25 protein-coding genes are annotated in these 13,414 nt (G+C 61.5%); 15 read left to right on the top strand and 10 right to left on the bottom strand.

Annotated elements, in window-relative coordinates:
- Positions 1-2: 2 nt before the first annotated feature.
- From B5M06_RS13220 to B5M06_RS13180, 9 genes are all read right to left on the bottom strand, one after another.
- On the bottom strand, positions 3-317 hold the full coding sequence (locus B5M06_RS13220; RefSeq protein ID WP_054066364.1) for a hypothetical protein: 315 nt from the start codon (positions 315-317) through the stop codon (positions 3-5).
- A 3-nt stretch (positions 318-320) separates the two neighbouring features.
- Positions 321-677: a hypothetical protein gene (locus B5M06_RS13215; RefSeq protein WP_054066363.1), complete on the bottom strand. Its 357-nt coding sequence runs from the start codon at positions 675-677 to the stop codon at positions 321-323.
- Positions 674-907 (bottom strand): TraR/DksA family transcriptional regulator, encoded by a 234-nt coding sequence (locus B5M06_RS13210; RefSeq protein ID WP_054066362.1) that lies wholly within the window; start codon positions 905-907, stop codon positions 674-676. Before B5M06_RS13210 ends, B5M06_RS13215 begins: the two co-directional genes overlap by 4 nt.
- Entirely contained in the window at positions 904-1,416 is a 513-nt protein-coding gene (locus tag B5M06_RS13205) for a hypothetical protein (protein ID WP_054066361.1), read from the bottom strand. Before B5M06_RS13205 ends, B5M06_RS13210 begins: the two co-directional genes overlap by 4 nt.
- Complete coding sequence (locus tag B5M06_RS13200) at positions 1,413-2,039, bottom strand: transglycosylase SLT domain-containing protein (protein WP_054066360.1); 627 nt, start codon at positions 2,037-2,039, stop codon at positions 1,413-1,415. Before B5M06_RS13200 ends, B5M06_RS13205 begins: the two co-directional genes overlap by 4 nt.
- 3 nt (positions 2,040-2,042) lie before the next feature.
- Positions 2,043-2,474: a putative holin gene (locus B5M06_RS13195; protein WP_080025377.1), complete on the bottom strand. Its 432-nt coding sequence runs from the start codon at positions 2,472-2,474 to the stop codon at positions 2,043-2,045.
- 109 nt (positions 2,475-2,583) lie between these two features.
- Positions 2,584-2,799, bottom strand: a complete 216-nt coding sequence (locus tag B5M06_RS13190) for a hypothetical protein (protein WP_080025245.1) — start codon at positions 2,797-2,799, stop codon at positions 2,584-2,586.
- 212 nt (positions 2,800-3,011) lie between these two features.
- Complete coding sequence (locus tag B5M06_RS13185) at positions 3,012-3,338, bottom strand: hypothetical protein (RefSeq protein WP_162777412.1); 327 nt, start codon at positions 3,336-3,338, stop codon at positions 3,012-3,014.
- Positions 3,339-3,531: 193 nt separating this feature from the next.
- Positions 3,532-3,927 carry a helix-turn-helix domain-containing protein gene (locus B5M06_RS13180; protein WP_080025244.1) on the bottom strand — a complete coding sequence of 132 codons (396 nt, stop codon included), beginning with the start codon at positions 3,925-3,927 and terminating at the stop codon, positions 3,532-3,534.
- A gap of 111 nt (positions 3,928-4,038) precedes the next feature.
- Here B5M06_RS13180 and B5M06_RS13175 point away from each other — a divergent pair, with 111 nt between their 5' ends.
- Positions 4,039-4,293, top strand: a complete 255-nt coding sequence (locus tag B5M06_RS13175; RefSeq protein WP_054066355.1) for a DNA-binding protein — start codon at positions 4,039-4,041, stop codon at positions 4,291-4,293.
- Between the two features lie 78 nt (positions 4,294-4,371).
- On the opposite strand, the gene B5M06_RS13170 is transcribed toward B5M06_RS13175, so the two are convergent.
- Complete coding sequence (locus B5M06_RS13170; protein ID WP_054066354.1) at positions 4,372-4,665, bottom strand: hypothetical protein; 294 nt, start codon at positions 4,663-4,665, stop codon at positions 4,372-4,374.
- Positions 4,666-4,759: 94 nt separating this feature from the next.
- Here B5M06_RS13170 and B5M06_RS13165 point away from each other — a divergent pair, with 94 nt between their 5' ends.
- The 14 genes from B5M06_RS13165 to B5M06_RS13110 all read left to right on the top strand — a co-directional run bounded on the left by B5M06_RS13165 (position 4,760) and on the right by B5M06_RS13110 (position 13,261).
- On the top strand, positions 4,760-5,245 hold the full coding sequence (locus B5M06_RS13165; protein ID WP_054066353.1) for a hypothetical protein: 486 nt from the start codon (positions 4,760-4,762) through the stop codon (positions 5,243-5,245).
- Complete coding sequence (locus B5M06_RS13160; RefSeq protein WP_054066352.1) at positions 5,235-5,552, top strand: hypothetical protein; 318 nt, start codon at positions 5,235-5,237, stop codon at positions 5,550-5,552. The genes B5M06_RS13165 and B5M06_RS13160 overlap by 11 nt, the downstream gene beginning before the upstream one ends.
- On the top strand, positions 5,549-5,851 hold the full coding sequence (locus tag B5M06_RS13155; RefSeq protein WP_054066351.1) for an IclR family transcriptional regulator: 303 nt from the start codon (positions 5,549-5,551) through the stop codon (positions 5,849-5,851). The genes B5M06_RS13160 and B5M06_RS13155 overlap by 4 nt, the downstream gene beginning before the upstream one ends.
- A 24-nt stretch (positions 5,852-5,875) precedes the next feature.
- Positions 5,876-6,799, top strand: coding sequence for a DUF3102 domain-containing protein (locus B5M06_RS13150; protein WP_080025243.1), 924 nt, complete (start codon positions 5,876-5,878; stop codon positions 6,797-6,799).
- A gap of 3 nt (positions 6,800-6,802) precedes the next feature.
- Positions 6,803-8,608 (top strand): integrase, encoded by a 1,806-nt coding sequence (locus B5M06_RS13145; protein ID WP_240183927.1) that lies wholly within the window; start codon positions 6,803-6,805, stop codon positions 8,606-8,608.
- A 14-nt stretch (positions 8,609-8,622) separates the two neighbouring features.
- Positions 8,623-9,918, top strand: coding sequence for an ExeA family protein (locus tag B5M06_RS13140; RefSeq protein WP_162777411.1), 1,296 nt, complete (start codon positions 8,623-8,625; stop codon positions 9,916-9,918).
- A 1-nt stretch (position 9,919) separates the two neighbouring features.
- Entirely contained in the window at positions 9,920-10,078 is a 159-nt protein-coding gene (locus B5M06_RS17060; protein WP_162777410.1) for a hypothetical protein, read from the top strand.
- Positions 10,075-10,326: a hypothetical protein gene (locus B5M06_RS13135; protein ID WP_054066348.1), complete on the top strand. Its 252-nt coding sequence runs from the start codon at positions 10,075-10,077 to the stop codon at positions 10,324-10,326. The genes B5M06_RS17060 and B5M06_RS13135 overlap by 4 nt, the downstream gene beginning before the upstream one ends.
- Positions 10,323-10,733 carry a hypothetical protein gene (locus tag B5M06_RS13130; RefSeq protein ID WP_054066347.1) on the top strand — a complete coding sequence of 137 codons (411 nt, stop codon included), beginning with the start codon at positions 10,323-10,325 and terminating at the stop codon, positions 10,731-10,733. Before B5M06_RS13135 ends, B5M06_RS13130 begins: the two co-directional genes overlap by 4 nt.
- Positions 10,734-10,744: 11 nt before the next feature.
- Positions 10,745-11,038, top strand: coding sequence for a hypothetical protein (locus B5M06_RS13125; RefSeq protein ID WP_054066346.1), 294 nt, complete (start codon positions 10,745-10,747; stop codon positions 11,036-11,038).
- Between the two features lie 14 nt (positions 11,039-11,052).
- Entirely contained in the window at positions 11,053-11,676 is a 624-nt protein-coding gene (locus B5M06_RS13120) for a DUF3164 family protein (RefSeq protein WP_054066345.1), read from the top strand.
- Positions 11,677-11,816: 140 nt separating this feature from the next.
- The gene (locus B5M06_RS16870; protein ID WP_162781734.1) at positions 11,817-12,131 is read left to right on the top strand and encodes a hypothetical protein; all 315 of its coding nucleotides are present in this window, start codon (positions 11,817-11,819) and stop codon (positions 12,129-12,131) included.
- Positions 12,132-12,195: 64 nt separating this feature from the next.
- A complete protein-coding gene (locus tag B5M06_RS13115) occupies positions 12,196-12,936 on the top strand; it encodes a gp16 family protein (RefSeq protein ID WP_054066344.1) in 741 nt (246 codons plus the stop codon).
- Entirely contained in the window at positions 12,887-13,261 is a 375-nt protein-coding gene (locus tag B5M06_RS13110) for a Mor transcription activator family protein (protein ID WP_080025241.1), read from the top strand. Before B5M06_RS13115 ends, B5M06_RS13110 begins: the two co-directional genes overlap by 50 nt.
- Positions 13,262-13,414 lie beyond the last annotated feature (153 nt).

Below are 13,414 nucleotides of genomic sequence, written 5' to 3'. Positions count from 1 at the left end.
GCTCAGCCCGCCCAGTACTTCTGGGGCCGGGCAATGCCAGGCTCGCAGTCGATGGTGTATTCGGCAATGTCTACGCCATTGCGGGTCAGCTCTGCATGCCAGGGGCCGCTGGGGTCTTTGCGCAGCTTGACCAGGTCACGGTCGCCCAGATAGTCCAGCTCACGGCGCAGCTCCAAAGGGCTGGCGTCGGGGTAGATGGACTGGGCCACGGACAGGATGGGCGACTCCTGCGCGCCACAAGGGCGGGCATTGTTCAGTGTGAGCAAGATGAGCCAGCGCAGGCTCTCGCGGCGGACTTTGGCGTGGTCAATGTGCATGGCTTACCCTCTGTTGTTCTGGATGCTGGCAACGCGCAGCTGGGCGTTTTCGAGCTTGACGGCCACAGCGTCCAGCTTGGCTTCAATGACGCTTTGACCCCGGATGTAGTCTTCGCGGCGCACGTACTGCAGCGGCAGGTCGGCCCGCAGCTGCAGCATTTCGCGCTCAAGGCGCTGCCACTGCGCGGCCTCTTGTTTGTTGGTCTGCTCCATGCTGTCCAAGCGCGAGAGCAGTTGCAGGTGTGCAGCGTCCTGGTGCTTTTGGGCTTGCATCAGCCCAAACTTGAGCAGGCCCACCACCACACCAAGCCCCGAGAGCAGCAGGCCTACCAGCTGCCAAAAATCAATCTGCAGGCTCACAAGAACCGTCCTTTCATGCGCTCTTGGGCGCTTTGGCACTTCACGCAGCGCGTGCACCCTGGCACCGCCCAGCGGCGTGCTTGTGGAATTGGCTGCTCACAGTCCTGGCATTCGGTGGCTGAATCGGTCATGGCTTTGCCCTGCAAGCCCGCCCTTGTGGCCTGGCGGCGCAAGGCGGTATCGCGCTGGCGTGCCTCCAGGTCTTGGGCGCGGTCGATGTCGTCAGTCACTGGGCGGCTCCTGCGGCTGGCACGGTGCAGACACGGCTGTGCCATTGCTGGAGGCCGAGGACTTGGTCTCGGAGGCGGTCAGCGTCTGCTGCCAGCACTGTGTATCTGTGGCTGCACGTGCCGAGTAGCTCTCGGGCGGTGGTGGCTTCGCGAGTGCAGGCGGCAAGGCCGGTGTCGTCAACGGTAAAAGGCTTGGGTCTGCTGTTAAGCCGCTTGATTTCTGCGCGCAGGCTGCGCTCAGTAGCGGCAGCAAGAGCAAAGCGCTTTTCAGTAGTTGCTTGGCGTTGTGCTTGTTCATCGGCCACTTTCTCGGCCGCACGCTGGCGCACGGCGTTGGCCTGGCCGGTGGCCAGATTGCGTTGGTAGGTTTCGGCGTTCCAGGCTTGCTGCACACGGGCAGCGCCTTGTGCATCGCCTTTGGCGATCAGATGGCCTTGGTAGCTGTGCACGCCCCAGACCAGGGCGGCCAGCGATGCTGCCCCCAGCAGCCAGTGCAGGCCCGGCTTCATAAGCCCGGCCCCCAGTGGCTGTAGCGGGGCTGCAGCTCATTCAAGATGCGGCGCGGATACTGCAGGTTCTCCCCGCAGTGCACAGCTGCGCGGCGGGCTTTCCCGCAGGCTGCGTCCACTTGCTCGCGTGTGGGCTGGGTGGCACCGGAAGCCACGGCCTCACGTTGCCAATGGCCCAGCCCGCCGTTGTAGGCACGCAGCGCCACCCACATGCGGTCGTAGCTGCTATAGCGGGTGGGCGTGCGGTCGTAGAGGTATTTGTTGTAGCCCACCAGGGCACGCAAGGCCCAGGCAGGGTTGTGCGGCAGGCAGGCTGCGGGGGCAATCTTGTTCAGGTCACACCACCAGCTGGCGGTGGCGGGCATGAACTGGGCCAGGCCCCCAGCGCCTACGCGGCTGATGGCCTCTGGCTTCCAGGCAGATTCTTGGTGTACCTGTGCGGCAAAGACGGCCACGGGTGCATCCAAGCCCCACACGCTGTGTGCGGTGCGCACCAGCTGGGCACGGTATTGCTGGGCTGCGGCTGGCACCTGGGCCTGCACAGGCTGAGCGCAGGTGCTGAGCACAGCACCTGTCAGCGCTGCAGCAGCCAGCAGCCAGGCACGCATGGAACGGGCGCGCATGGCTTATCCCCCCATGCTGACCGCAATCATTGCGGCCGCGATGATGACGGCCCGGCGCAGCATGCAGCCCAGCATGAAGTGCAGCGGTGCCGGGTCAATGGGGCCGCAGGTGGCGGTCATGACCTCGTCCAGCGGGATGCGTTGCCCGTCGCCTGCGAGGATGTAGCCGCGCTCCTGGTCTTCTTGCGTGATCTCGATGCCGTCCAGGTCCCAAAGGGTGCGCAGCGCACGGGTGTCGGGGCGTGCATAGGGAAAGACTTTGCGGTCAATCCAGTACCCGGACACAGCGGCCACAGCGATCAGGTTGAGCTTGTACAGGCTGACGGGGATTTGCTGCGGCGCGATGAAAAACACCGCCAGCGACAGCAGCGCTGCAATCAGCCACCAGCTGGTCAGTCTGGGCAGCTTGGATTCGGACACGGGGGCAGGGGCCATGGCGTACTCCATAAAAGACTTTCGGTCTGAAAGCCTTTACTGTGAAGCGCCGCATGCCTGCGGTCTTTTACCCCGCGTTACTAAAACAAAACGGCCAATTTGGCCGTTTTCAAATCCGCCAAATTGGCAGATTCCAGCGTGTCATCGTCGTGGGTGACAAGCTCAAGGAATGCACTGGCTCGCCAGTGAGTGCCAGCTCATCAATCTGTTCATCATCCAGAACCAGCATTTCAAACAGCTTGGACTGTGAATCGACTGATTTCAAAAGCGTCGACGTCGACGCTTTTGAGAACTTCAACGCCGATTGCATGAATTTCTGTGCCACGCGGGTTTCAATGCCCAGTGCTTTTGACCTGGGTGCTTAAAACCGCCAAATTGGCGGATTTGGCGGTCTTTGCCGCTGACTGCATAAAGCGTTGTTCTCAGGAACGTCACAATGCCAAGCCGTGCGCGACGGCTGGCAATGATCGCGGCCAGTGTGGCCAAGCCAAAAAAAACGATAAAGCCCAGTAGTTCCATGGTTTGCCCCCCCGGCGCTTATGCGCCTATTTCTTCGTGCATTTTGATTTCGCTTCGTTCAATGATCGTCTCACAGTAGCGGCGTGCACGAAATACCTCCCCGTCAGTCAGTTCAAGCACGCGGCTGGTGCCGAACGTGGTCTCCATCCACTTCACCACTGTCTGCTCTTTGCCGGTGCGGCGCATCAGCCGCAGCAGCTCCCTCCGGTCCACCGTGAGGCGCTGCTTTTTTTCAGTCTGCACTACTGGCCGGTTTTGAATGTGCAGGGTCACCTGGTTGACCACCACCGGGCCGCCTGCCTGGCCTATCTGTACATTGCCTTTGCCTACATCAGCCATGGTCATGCCAGTGCCCATATTTGCGGCCTCTGCTGCAGGCGTAAGTCCTTGCACTGGTGGTGGCGGGGGTGGCGGTTCTGTCTGTGGGGCCGGGCCATTGTTTAACACGTACCTCACTGCGGTTCGCAGCTTTTTTTTGAACCATTGCCACATTTCACACACTCCCTGCCGTGACCCGGCCTTTGTTGTTATTGCCCGATTACTGCCCTTGCTTGACTTTCACCCTCGCGCCTTGGCCCACCTGCACGTTGCCATCGCCCACATGCGACATCGTCATGCCGCCTGGCGCCCCCGACGCTAATGCCGCGATGGCGGCCTTGCGCACGGCAGGCGCCGCATCACGAAAGAGATGCAGCAGGGTTTGCTCTTCCATGGTGAGCTGCGGTGCTTGTGTGTCTCCGCGTTTGCCCGTAACCACATAGGCCACGTCTACGCCGGCCATGGCCACGCCTGCCAGGTATTCGGCATCTGGCGTGCGATCCCCTGCCTCGTAGTTGATCTGCGCGCGTTTTTGCACGCCGCCGATGGCGGCGAACCGTTCCTGAGAGACCTTGAGGCGCTCCCGTTCTTCGCGCAATCGTTGCCCTATGCTCATTTAGACACCAAAAAATGTATTGCAAAGGTGCACAAACGTGCACATAATGCGTTCAACAAGTTCAACAAATCACTACTAGTTAGCGCTAGTAGCTACACAAAGGGACGCAGCATGACACCCAAAACTTGCGAACAGGCCCCGGTGCTCAAAACGCGCGAACAAGTCCGCAACGAGTTCAGAAGCAAGGGCTTATCGATCTCCGCGTGGGCGGTGAAGCATGGTTTCAACCCTGCGCTGGTGACCGCCATCATCAACGATGACGATGCCAGGCCCGCACGCAAATGCCTGCGCGGCGACAGCCACAACATTGCTGTCGCGCTGGGCATCAAAAGCGGCGAGGTCTCCCGCGAGCGTCTGGTTGCCTGAGCGTCCCTATGTTGCAGCGAAATATTACAGGCAATCCGCCGGGCCAGGCGCAGCTGATGTTTGCCCAATGTCACCGCGTCACCCCCCGTACTTGCGGGTTTGAGGCAAGTCATTGCCGTCCACCAGTCCTGCCAGCTGGCACAGGTACAGCTGCCAGCTGTTCCATGCAGCGCCGTCGCGGTCTTTTCGTCCATCTGCCCGTGCCTGCAGCTCCAGCCTTTGCGCTGCATCCAGCAGGCTTTGCCGTGGCAGCTGGCGTGCCAGCTCAACCAGCAGCCAGTGCTGCGCCCATGCCTGGTCCTCGAGTGGCCGCAGGCGCTGCTGCACGGCCCGCTCGACCAGCTTTTGCATCAGTGAAGTGTCAACGCCCATATCGCCTCCATGCAGTTCGTTGGGGCCAGTGTCAAGGCGCGGTGCATTTCAGCGTGGATTTTTTTCGGAAGACATGAGGAAGGAGGAAGTTCAGATGCGCCTGCGCAATTGGAAACAGTACAGGCCCATAAGCCTGCCGGACGCCATCCGGGCCTGCAAGGACTACGCGCTGGAGAAAAAGGGGCTGTCTGTGGCCAGGATCTGCGTGTTCCTGTGCACCAACGAGGACACGTTTTACAAGTGGGCAAGCACTGGCCGCATGCCCGCTCTGGTCATCCCCCAGTTTGAGCTGATCTGTGGATGCCACTACGTGAGCGACTTTTTGTCGGCCCACGCTGGCCGCATCGTCATCCCGATGCCCAAGGGCCAAAAGGCCACGGAGTCTGCGCTGCTGGCCGTTAACCAGGCATGCGCGGACGCGGTGTCCACGCTGGCCAAGTTCTATGCCAACCCCGCCAGCGTGGACACCGGCGCGCTGTTGGCTCAGTTGCGGCAGCACCTGGAGCAGGTGGCATTCCACCACGGCAATGTCCAGCGCTACCACCAGCCAGAGCTGGAGGGTTTCAGCCATGACGACTAACGCCATCCCACTGGACGCTGTGCGCGCTGCGCTGACAGGCTGCGCCGTGAAAGCAAAGCGCGACAGACAGGGCAAGCCCACCGGGCGCGTGGCCGCATTTACGCGCTATCAGCACTTTGCGCCCTGCTGCAGCCGCAAGGGCGTGCCTGCCGACACGTTCATTCACTTTGCGGTGATGGAGCACGGCGAGCTGTCTCGCCTCGTGGATCGCGTCAGCGCTGAGCATGGCGCGGATGCCGTGCGCCACATCTGGGGCGTTGGCGTGCGTGCCCTGAAAGCAGAGATTGGTGCGGGGGTGCTTGTATGAGCGCCGGTGTCACCAAGAGCGCAGCACCCGTGCTGCAGGTCCTCGAAGCCCTGTGCGGCTTTGCCGAACAAGGCGCATCCAACAAGGACCTGGCCGACGCCTGCAAGACCACCCCCGTGCAAGTGACCCGTGCCACGCAGACGCTGATTGCTTACGGCTGGTGCCGCAAGAGCGATGAGACGGGGCGCTTTTACCCCACGGCCGCTTTTACCCGCCTGACTTTCAAGGTGTTGGACAGCTTTGACAAGGCCCAGCGGCGCCTGGAAGACCGCCGCCATTCGATGACTTCTGGTTTTTAACTGTTAACTGATTGGAGAAACCACATGGCTCGTACCCCTAACGCAGTGCTTAAACCCGTGGCCGACGTCGTGCTCAACGACCAGGCTGTTGCACGTATTGAAAGCGCACAGGAGGCGCTGGCTGTCATGGACCAGGAGGCCCAGGCCCGCGTCCGCGCTGTGGCCTTGAGTGTGGGCTATGAGGGCACATTGAGTGTGGGAGCGCTGGAAGGCGAGATTCGCTTTTATCAGCGCCGCACGGTCGAGGCCATTTTGGAAACCGGCAAGCGCTTGCTGGTGCTCAAGGAGATGACCCCGCATGGCGAGTTCAAGCAGCGTGTGGAGATGCTCGGATTTTCCGAGCGCACAGCACAACGCTTTATGCAGTCAGCGGCAAAGACCGCCAAATCCGCCAATTTGGCGGTTTTAAGCACCCAGGTCAAAAGCGCCAGTGCATTCCTTGAGCTTGTCACCCACGACGATGACACGCTGGAATCCCTCAAGGACATGGACGACATCGACCGCATGAGCGCCAGCGAGCTGCGCCAGGCCCTGCGCCAGGCCAAGGAGGACAACCGCTTCCTGGCAGAAAAGCGCGACAAGGAGTCGCAGCGTGCCGACAAGCTGGAAAAACAGCTGCGCTCTGGTCCCAGCACGCAGCCACTGGACGAACGTCTGCAGGGCTTTTGCGCCGATATCAACAAGGCTAACGACGCGGCATGCGAGGCATTGCTGCAGGCCAAGCAGCAGGCCCAGGCGCTGGAGCGCTGGTGGCTGGAAGAAGCCGCCAAGCAGCCCGGCTACTCGCCTGGCGACTACGTGCCGATGCCCGATGAGGTCAAGGCAGCGGCCCAAAAGCTCTACGACAACCTGTCACGCCTGACTCTGTCCGCCGCCGCATTGCGCCAGGAGCTGTGGGACACCTACGGCCAGGACCTGCAGGCTTTCGTGGATACCACCGCCGCATAAGCCATGCACACCGACCTGGAGGCTACTGACATGGCTTCACTGAGCCCTGCAATCTGCGATTACATCCGTCAGCTGGCGCGCAAGCTGGATGACGCGCCCCACGGCACGGGCGGCAAGCTGCTGGACGAGGCCACCGCATTCCTGGGCATGAGCCGCCAGACCGTGTACCGCCACCTCAAGAAGGTGGCGGGCTGGGAAAGTGGCCGCAAGTGCCGTGCCGACAAAGGCACCACTAGCGTGAACAGCGCCGCGCTGCTGACGCTGGCCACGATCCAGCGCGAGAGCGTGCGCGACAACGGCAAGCAGACCATGCACACCCCGGTGGCACGCAGCGTGCTGGAGGCCAATGGCCTGCAAGTGGACGTGAGTAACGCGCACCTGAACCGGCTATTGCGTGACCGCGGGTTGAATGTGCAGGCCCAGCGCCAGGCAACGCCTGCAACCAAGCTGCGCTACCCGCACCCCAATCACACGCACCAGGTGGACCCCAGCCTGTGCCTGGTGTACTACCTCAACGGCCGCCAGCACATCATGGAGGACAGCCAGTTCTACAAGAACAAGCTCGAAAACCTTGCGAAAGTGAAGTTCAAGGTCTGGCGGTATGCCCTCTACGACGGTGCGTCGGGCGCAATCGTGGTCTGGTACTGCGAAGCAGCGGGCGAGACCCAGGCCAACCTGTTCAACTTCCTGATGCACGCATGGGGCAAGCAGGATGGCCGCCTGTTTCATGGTGTGCCCAAGGTGATGGTGTGGGACAAGGGCTCGGCCAACACATCGCACGCTATCGGCCACCTGTTGCGCGCGCTGGAAGTGGAGGCGATCACCCACGAGGCCGGCAATGCACGCGCCAAAGGCGGCGTGGAAAACGCCAACAACGTCATCGAAACCCAGTTCGAGAGCCGCCTGCGCTTTGAACCTGTGGACAACGTCGAGCAGCTCAATGCTGCGGCCACGGCCTGGTGTGAGGCATACAACGCCAACCTGATCCCCGGCCAAGACACTCGCCTGCGCCGCGATGGCTTGGCCGAGCCTGTGTCGCGCTATGCACTGTGGCAGCGCATCCGCAGCGATGAACTGCGCCTGCTGCCTGATGTGGAGGTGTGCCGCGCGCTGATGGCGGGCAAAGAAGTGGAACGCAAGGTGGATGCGCACCTGTGCATCCGCTTTAAGCACCCCAAGGCAGAGTCCACGCGCACCTACAGCCTCAGCGGCCTGCATGGCGTGAATGTGGGTGACGTTGTCAGTGTGCGGCCCCTGGTGTATGGCGAGCAGGCCATACAGATCGAGCTGCAGCGCTACGACGGTGAGCCGCTGGTGTACCGCGTCGAACCAGAAACCGAGTTTGACGAATTCGGTTTCCCGCTGTCTGCCGCCGTGCCTGGCGAGGGCTACAAGTCCCACGCCAAGACCGTGGCCGAGGCGGCCGGCGAGGCGATGGACGAGCTGGCCTTCCCTGGCCAGGACGCCACGGCAGCACGTCAAAAAGGGGCTGTGCCGTTTGGCGGCGAGATCAAGGCGCACAGCTACCTGGCCGAAGTCGAGCACCCCAGCTATCTGCAGCGCCCCGGCGTGGAAATCGCCACACCTGCGCACGCCAAGGCCGAGCCGGTGCTGCTCGACGCTGTCACCGTGATGCTGCGCATCCGCAAGGAGCTGGGCCGCAATCTGACGGTGCAAGAGAACCAGTTTATGACCGCGCGTTTCAAGGACGGCGTGCCAGAAGACCAGCTGGCCGTGCTCATTGAGCAGCTCAAGAACGCCGGCAAGGATCAGCCCGCACGCGCCGCTGGCGGCCTGCGTGTGGTGTGAAAGCGAGGGAAATGATGAACCAAGAAACCGACCTGCTGCAGCTGCACTTGCACCAGATCCTGAAAGACCTGTGCACGACCCAGGCTGCGCTGGCCAAGTACCTGCGCAAGCAGCTCAAGCTGCCCATTTCATCGGCCACCGTGTGCCTGATTTGCCGCTACGACAGCTGGCCCCGCCGTCCGAGCATGGGCTACGAGGTGCTGGCGCCCCATATCAAGCGCTTTCTGCTCGAGAACGGCGCCACCGCACAGCAGCTGGAAATTGCGTTCGAGCGCGTACACGGCCCCCGCGAATCTCTTAACGGAGGTGAGCCACTGCAGCGCGGCAACGCTGCAGCGGCCCCTGTTTCCCCCGGCCAGAAGGCCACTTTTGATGAGGACTTGACGATGCTTTTGCGACACCAACGCCTGGCCCCCGAGACCCGCCAGCACTTCAAAATTGTACGGGACTCTTTTGTGAACGAGATGTGCGGCCCCGACGATGTCTTCCTGAGTGACGATATCCGGTATGTGCGCGCCGCAGTACGCCAGACCGCACAGCACGGCGGCATGCTGGCTGTGACAGGCGAGTCCGGCTCGGGCAAAAGCACGATCCGCAAGGACTTGCTGGCGTGGATCGCGGCCAGCGGTGAGCCTGTGATCGTGATCGAGCCCTACGTGGTGGGCATGAGCGCCACCAGCAAGGCCGGGCGCCCGCTGCTGGCAAGCGATATCACTGCCGCAGTGATCCGCAACCTGGCCCCCAGTGTGTCTCCCCGACTCAGCCACGAGCGCCGGACCGAGCAGATGCACAGCATCTTGCGCGAGAGCGCCCGTGTGGGCAACAAGCATGTGCTGATCATCGAAGAGGCACACGATCTGGCCGTGCCAACGCTCAAGGCCATGAAGCGCTTTTACGAGCTGGAGGACGGCTTCAAAAAGCTGCTATCCATCATCCTGATCGGACAGCCCGAGCTGGCACGCAAGCTCAGTGAACAAAGTCCGGAAGTGCGGGAGGTGGTGCAGCGCTGCGAGCTGGTGACGCTGCCGCCGCTGGACAACAACGTGGGCGACTACCTGGCTTTCAAGTTCAAGCGTGTGGGCATGGACGCGGAAAAGATCATCGAGCCTGGTGCGGTCGATGCCATCCGCACCGTGTTGCGCCGCCATGTGCGCGAAACCTTCGGCGCACGCCAGGGCACGGTGCAGTCCCTGTGCTATCCGCTGGCGATCAACAACCTGCTGACCCGCGCCATGAATGCCGCCGTGCAAATCGGTGCGCCCAAGGTCACGGATGAGCTGGTGATGGCGGCCATTCGCGGGGGAGACTGACATGCGCCGTTATCAAGTGCTGATCACGTTCGACGATGGCCGCCGTGGCGTGCTCTCTGGCCTTTTTGCCAGTGACTGGCAGGCCATCGACATGGTGTACCGGGCCTTTGATGACGAAATGGTGCTGGCCGCTGTGCCGCGCCGCTTGGAGGTCGCATGAACAGCTGCCGCAAATCTCGTCGCGTGCACCCCCTGGCGTACCTGGTGCTGTGGCTGGGCATCGGGTTGCTGGCCACGCTGGCCGCCCTGGTGCACGTCGTCGGCCGGCCGCCTAGCTCGGCGCAGCTGGAAGCGTCCCACATGGCCGGCATGCGCGTCGGCTATTCCATCTGCCTTGGCGTGAAAGAAAGCGATGCAGAGACGCTGCCAAGGCCCCGTTTAACTGCAACCACTGGAGGTCGACCATGAGCGGAATCAAGATGGGCCAGGCCAATCGCCTGCTGATCCAGTACCTGGCTGAAAACGGCCCTCGCACCATGGAAGCGCTGCTGCTGCGCTTCCAAGGGCACACAGCGTGCGATATGTCGCTGCGCCTGCGAAAGCTGGCCAGCAACTGGTGGGTCGAACGCGGCAAGTCGCCCACCGGCGAGACAGTGTGGCAGCTGCACCCGGACGCACGCACCAAGCTGCCCGATCTGGGCATCACAACGAGCAAGCGCGGCCGCCCGCGTGACGTGGTGCGCCCGCCGTCTGCCGACGCGGCCCAGCCGCGCCGCGTCAATTTGATGTCGGCCCCGGTCTGGACCCCGCCAGTGTCGGCGCCGGCGCGCCCAGGTGCAATGGATTTCATGGCATGCCCCAGCCGCGGCTTTTGATGAGGTGACACATGGATATCGACAACCGAACCCCCGCATCTGTGCTGGAACTGGAGCAAATGGGCGCAGCGCTGGCCAGGGAAATGGCCGCAACCCTCAAGGGACGCACGATCTGCACGCCCGTGATCCTGCACGCATTGATCACGTTGCACCTTTTTCATGTGCGTTCCATGCCTGTCGACGCACAACGTGAGATCGGCTTTGCCATGGCTTCGTATGCCGGGGAGCTGATCTCAGCGCCCTATGCAAACCCTCAGCACGACGCACACCAATTCCCCACCGATTTACCCACTGCCTTGCAATAAAGGAACGACAAACCATGAACCAAAATATTCCTGAAACCATTCCTGGCTACTGGAAAAACGCGCAGGGTGCCCTGGTGCCGGAAGACAAGGTCAAGCCGATCGACAAGCTGCGCGACCAGCTGGTGCGCAGCCTGGTCGAACAGGCCCACGCGGCCAGCAGCACGCTCAAGCAGTTCAAGCTGCACGCGCTGACTGAAGTAAGCGCTCTGGTGGAAACCAGCGTCGAGCAGTACGGCGTGAAAACCGGCGGCGACAAGGGCAATGTGACCTTGTACAGCTATGACGGCAAATTCAAGGTGGTGCGCCAGATGCAAGAGCGCATTACGTTCAGCGAGCAGCTGCAGGCTGCCAAAGCGCTGATCGACAAGTGTGTCGCGCGCTGGTCCGAAGGCGCCAACGACAACATCCGCGCTCTGGTGAACCATGCTTTCCAGGCCGACCGCGAAGGCAACATCAGCACGGGCCGCGTGCTCGGCCTGCGTCGCCTGGATATCCATGACGAGGAATGGCAGCTCGCCATGCAGGCCATTGCGGACAGCATGCAGACCGTTGGCTCCAAACCCTATGTGCGCTTTTACGAGCGCGATGACCAGACCGGCACATATAAGCCGATCGCACTGGATTTGGCGGTGGTATGAGCGCGTTAGACCGACCTGTAAAGTGCTGCCGCTGCCGTTTTATACATACGGAGGCTGACCGCGTGGACCAGCCTTGCAAGCGGATCAATGGGGTTATTGAAACGGTATGCCCTCGATGCGGCTGCAAATCTTTCTACGACATGACACCAATTGTGGCGTGGTGCTATCCGTCCGGGCTGATCGCTTTTGGCACTCAACTGCCCCCGGAAGAAAACCGGGTATGGGCAGAAATTGGCAGCGGTCCCGCCTATTCATTCAGACCCTTCATTGCGGCAAAGGCTCGCCGAGGCTACGGAGAAGATGCTTTCAAGCACATAGTGCCCGGCATGTCAGAGGCAGAGGGGCTGCATGACAAGCACGCTGCATTTAGCCGCTGGATAGCCTCTATCAAGCCACGGCGACCGCGTGATGGCATTACGGTCAAAGAGCCGCAGCCATTTGTCAACGCTAACTAATAGATACCCCCCAGCTTGGCCCAACCAGCTGGGGGTTTTTACAAGCACTTCGCCACTTAGACCTATGAAGACAGTCGATGCCATTAACAACGCACAAGACAAGGCCAAGGCATACCGCAATGGCATGATCAAGCTCGTGCATGTGGCCCGCCGCGAACTGGGGCTGGACGAGCCGACTTATCGTGCCATCCTGCAGGCCCAGGGCGGCACCGAGTCACTGTCTGCCATGACCAATGGCCAGATCGACAAGGTGCTCACCTATCTGAAATCCCAGGGCTTCAAGGTGCGCCGCGCGCGCGCCGACCGCAAGCAGGCCGACAACCCGGACGCCCGCAAAATCCGCGCCCTGTGGCTGCTGCTGTATGAACTGAGCGCGGTCAAAGACCCATCAGAGGCCGCACTGGCGGCGTACGTCAAGCGCGTGGCCAAGGTGGACGACCTGCACTGGGCACATGGCACCCGCAAGTACTCCACAGCTGCTGGCGCCAAAAGCCGCGACCGCGCTGAAATCGTCATCGAAACTCTCAAGAAGTGGGCCATGCGCTTTCTGCCGCAGGCGATCGACCAGCTGAAAGCCGAAGTGCGCGGGCTGTACCAAAAAGGCGCGCTCACCGAGCAGCAGCTCGAGCACGCGCAGGCAGCATTCAGCCGCGATCTAACGCCTGGCGTCGGGTTTGATTCGCATAATTTTGTCTGGGACAATTTGCGCATCGCCGTGGGGCGACCTTTCCCACTACATAGCGCAGCAACGGACGATGTCCAAGTTCACAGACCGCGATTCCCACATGGCACACCGCAGGCATGAGTTTCTGGCGGATATGCAGGACGTCGCCAAAAAGGAGCTGACAGCATATCTGCCAGAGCCAGCCGCGGAAATGGTGGCTAGTGCGCTCACCGACCACCTGGCCACCCACTGGGGTGGCCAACTTATCAACATCCCCAAAGATTACCGTTGGCGCTTGAGCCAGCGCGACTCCGAAATCTACGCTGCTTTCAACGGGTACAACCATGCCGAGCTGGCCCAGCAGTACGGCCTCACCCAGATCCACATGCACCGGCTGATCCGCAACATCCGCGACCGACTGAAAAAGGCTTCCGACGCACGGAACCGTGACCTTTTTCACAGCTGAACCAAAAAAATTCGCCCGCCTGCGTGTTTCAATAGGGGAAAGAGAGTTTCAACACCGGGTTTCGATAAATTCCGGCCAATCCCACAATGTCCCGATTTATCACGTTCCCCGGTATCTCTTTATCTCACTCTCTTTCATCTGGAGATGCCATGA

It is taken from the genome of Comamonas kerstersii, assembly GCF_002056725.1.
Classification (GTDB): domain Bacteria; phylum Pseudomonadota; class Gammaproteobacteria; order Burkholderiales; family Burkholderiaceae_C; genus Comamonas; species Comamonas kerstersii.
This window is presented reverse-complemented; position numbering and strand designations above follow the sequence as displayed.

What these genes read in the sequence shown, in the direction of transcription:
- B5M06_RS13125 (WP_054066346.1), top strand. Translation starts at nt 10,745, where the DNA reads ATGGATATCGACAACCGAACCCCCGCATCTGTGCTGGAACTGGAGCAA.
- B5M06_RS13145 (WP_240183927.1), top strand. Translation starts at nt 6,803, where the DNA reads ATGCACACCGACCTGGAGGCTACTGACATGGCTTCACTGAGCCCTGCA.
- B5M06_RS13110 (WP_080025241.1), top strand. Translation starts at nt 12,887, where the DNA reads ATGTCCAAGTTCACAGACCGCGATTCCCACATGGCACACCGCAGGCAT.
- B5M06_RS13140 (WP_162777411.1), top strand. Translation starts at nt 8,623, where the DNA reads ATGAACCAAGAAACCGACCTGCTGCAGCTGCACTTGCACCAGATCCTG.
- B5M06_RS16870 (WP_162781734.1), top strand. Translation starts at nt 11,817, where the DNA reads ATGACACCAATTGTGGCGTGGTGCTATCCGTCCGGGCTGATCGCTTTT.
- B5M06_RS13170 (WP_054066354.1), bottom strand. Translation starts at nt 4,665, where the DNA reads ATGGGCGTTGACACTTCACTGATGCAAAAGCTGGTCGAGCGGGCCGTG.
- B5M06_RS13200 (WP_054066360.1), bottom strand. Translation starts at nt 2,039, where the DNA reads ATGCGCGCCCGTTCCATGCGTGCCTGGCTGCTGGCTGCTGCAGCGCTG.
- B5M06_RS13115 (WP_054066344.1), top strand. Translation starts at nt 12,196, where the DNA reads ATGAAGACAGTCGATGCCATTAACAACGCACAAGACAAGGCCAAGGCA.
- B5M06_RS17060 (WP_162777410.1), top strand. Translation starts at nt 9,920, where the DNA reads ATGCGCCGTTATCAAGTGCTGATCACGTTCGACGATGGCCGCCGTGGC.
- B5M06_RS13220 (WP_054066364.1), bottom strand. Translation starts at nt 317, where the DNA reads ATGCACATTGACCACGCCAAAGTCCGCCGCGAGAGCCTGCGCTGGCTC.
- B5M06_RS13175 (WP_054066355.1), top strand. Translation starts at nt 4,039, where the DNA reads ATGACACCCAAAACTTGCGAACAGGCCCCGGTGCTCAAAACGCGCGAA.
- B5M06_RS13135 (WP_054066348.1), top strand. Translation starts at nt 10,075, where the DNA reads ATGAACAGCTGCCGCAAATCTCGTCGCGTGCACCCCCTGGCGTACCTG.
- B5M06_RS13195 (WP_080025377.1), bottom strand. Translation starts at nt 2,474, where the DNA reads ATGGCCCCTGCCCCCGTGTCCGAATCCAAGCTGCCCAGACTGACCAGC.
- B5M06_RS13150 (WP_080025243.1), top strand. Translation starts at nt 5,876, where the DNA reads ATGGCTCGTACCCCTAACGCAGTGCTTAAACCCGTGGCCGACGTCGTG.
- B5M06_RS13120 (WP_054066345.1), top strand. Translation starts at nt 11,053, where the DNA reads ATGAACCAAAATATTCCTGAAACCATTCCTGGCTACTGGAAAAACGCG.
- B5M06_RS13185 (WP_162777412.1), bottom strand. Translation starts at nt 3,338, where the DNA reads ATGACCATGGCTGATGTAGGCAAAGGCAATGTACAGATAGGCCAGGCA.
- B5M06_RS13160 (WP_054066352.1), top strand. Translation starts at nt 5,235, where the DNA reads ATGACGACTAACGCCATCCCACTGGACGCTGTGCGCGCTGCGCTGACA.
- B5M06_RS13155 (WP_054066351.1), top strand. Translation starts at nt 5,549, where the DNA reads ATGAGCGCCGGTGTCACCAAGAGCGCAGCACCCGTGCTGCAGGTCCTC.
- B5M06_RS13180 (WP_080025244.1), bottom strand. Translation starts at nt 3,927, where the DNA reads ATGAGCATAGGGCAACGATTGCGCGAAGAACGGGAGCGCCTCAAGGTC.
- B5M06_RS13130 (WP_054066347.1), top strand. Translation starts at nt 10,323, where the DNA reads ATGAGCGGAATCAAGATGGGCCAGGCCAATCGCCTGCTGATCCAGTAC.
- B5M06_RS13165 (WP_054066353.1), top strand. Translation starts at nt 4,760, where the DNA reads ATGCGCCTGCGCAATTGGAAACAGTACAGGCCCATAAGCCTGCCGGAC.
- B5M06_RS13205 (WP_054066361.1), bottom strand. Translation starts at nt 1,416, where the DNA reads ATGAAGCCGGGCCTGCACTGGCTGCTGGGGGCAGCATCGCTGGCCGCC.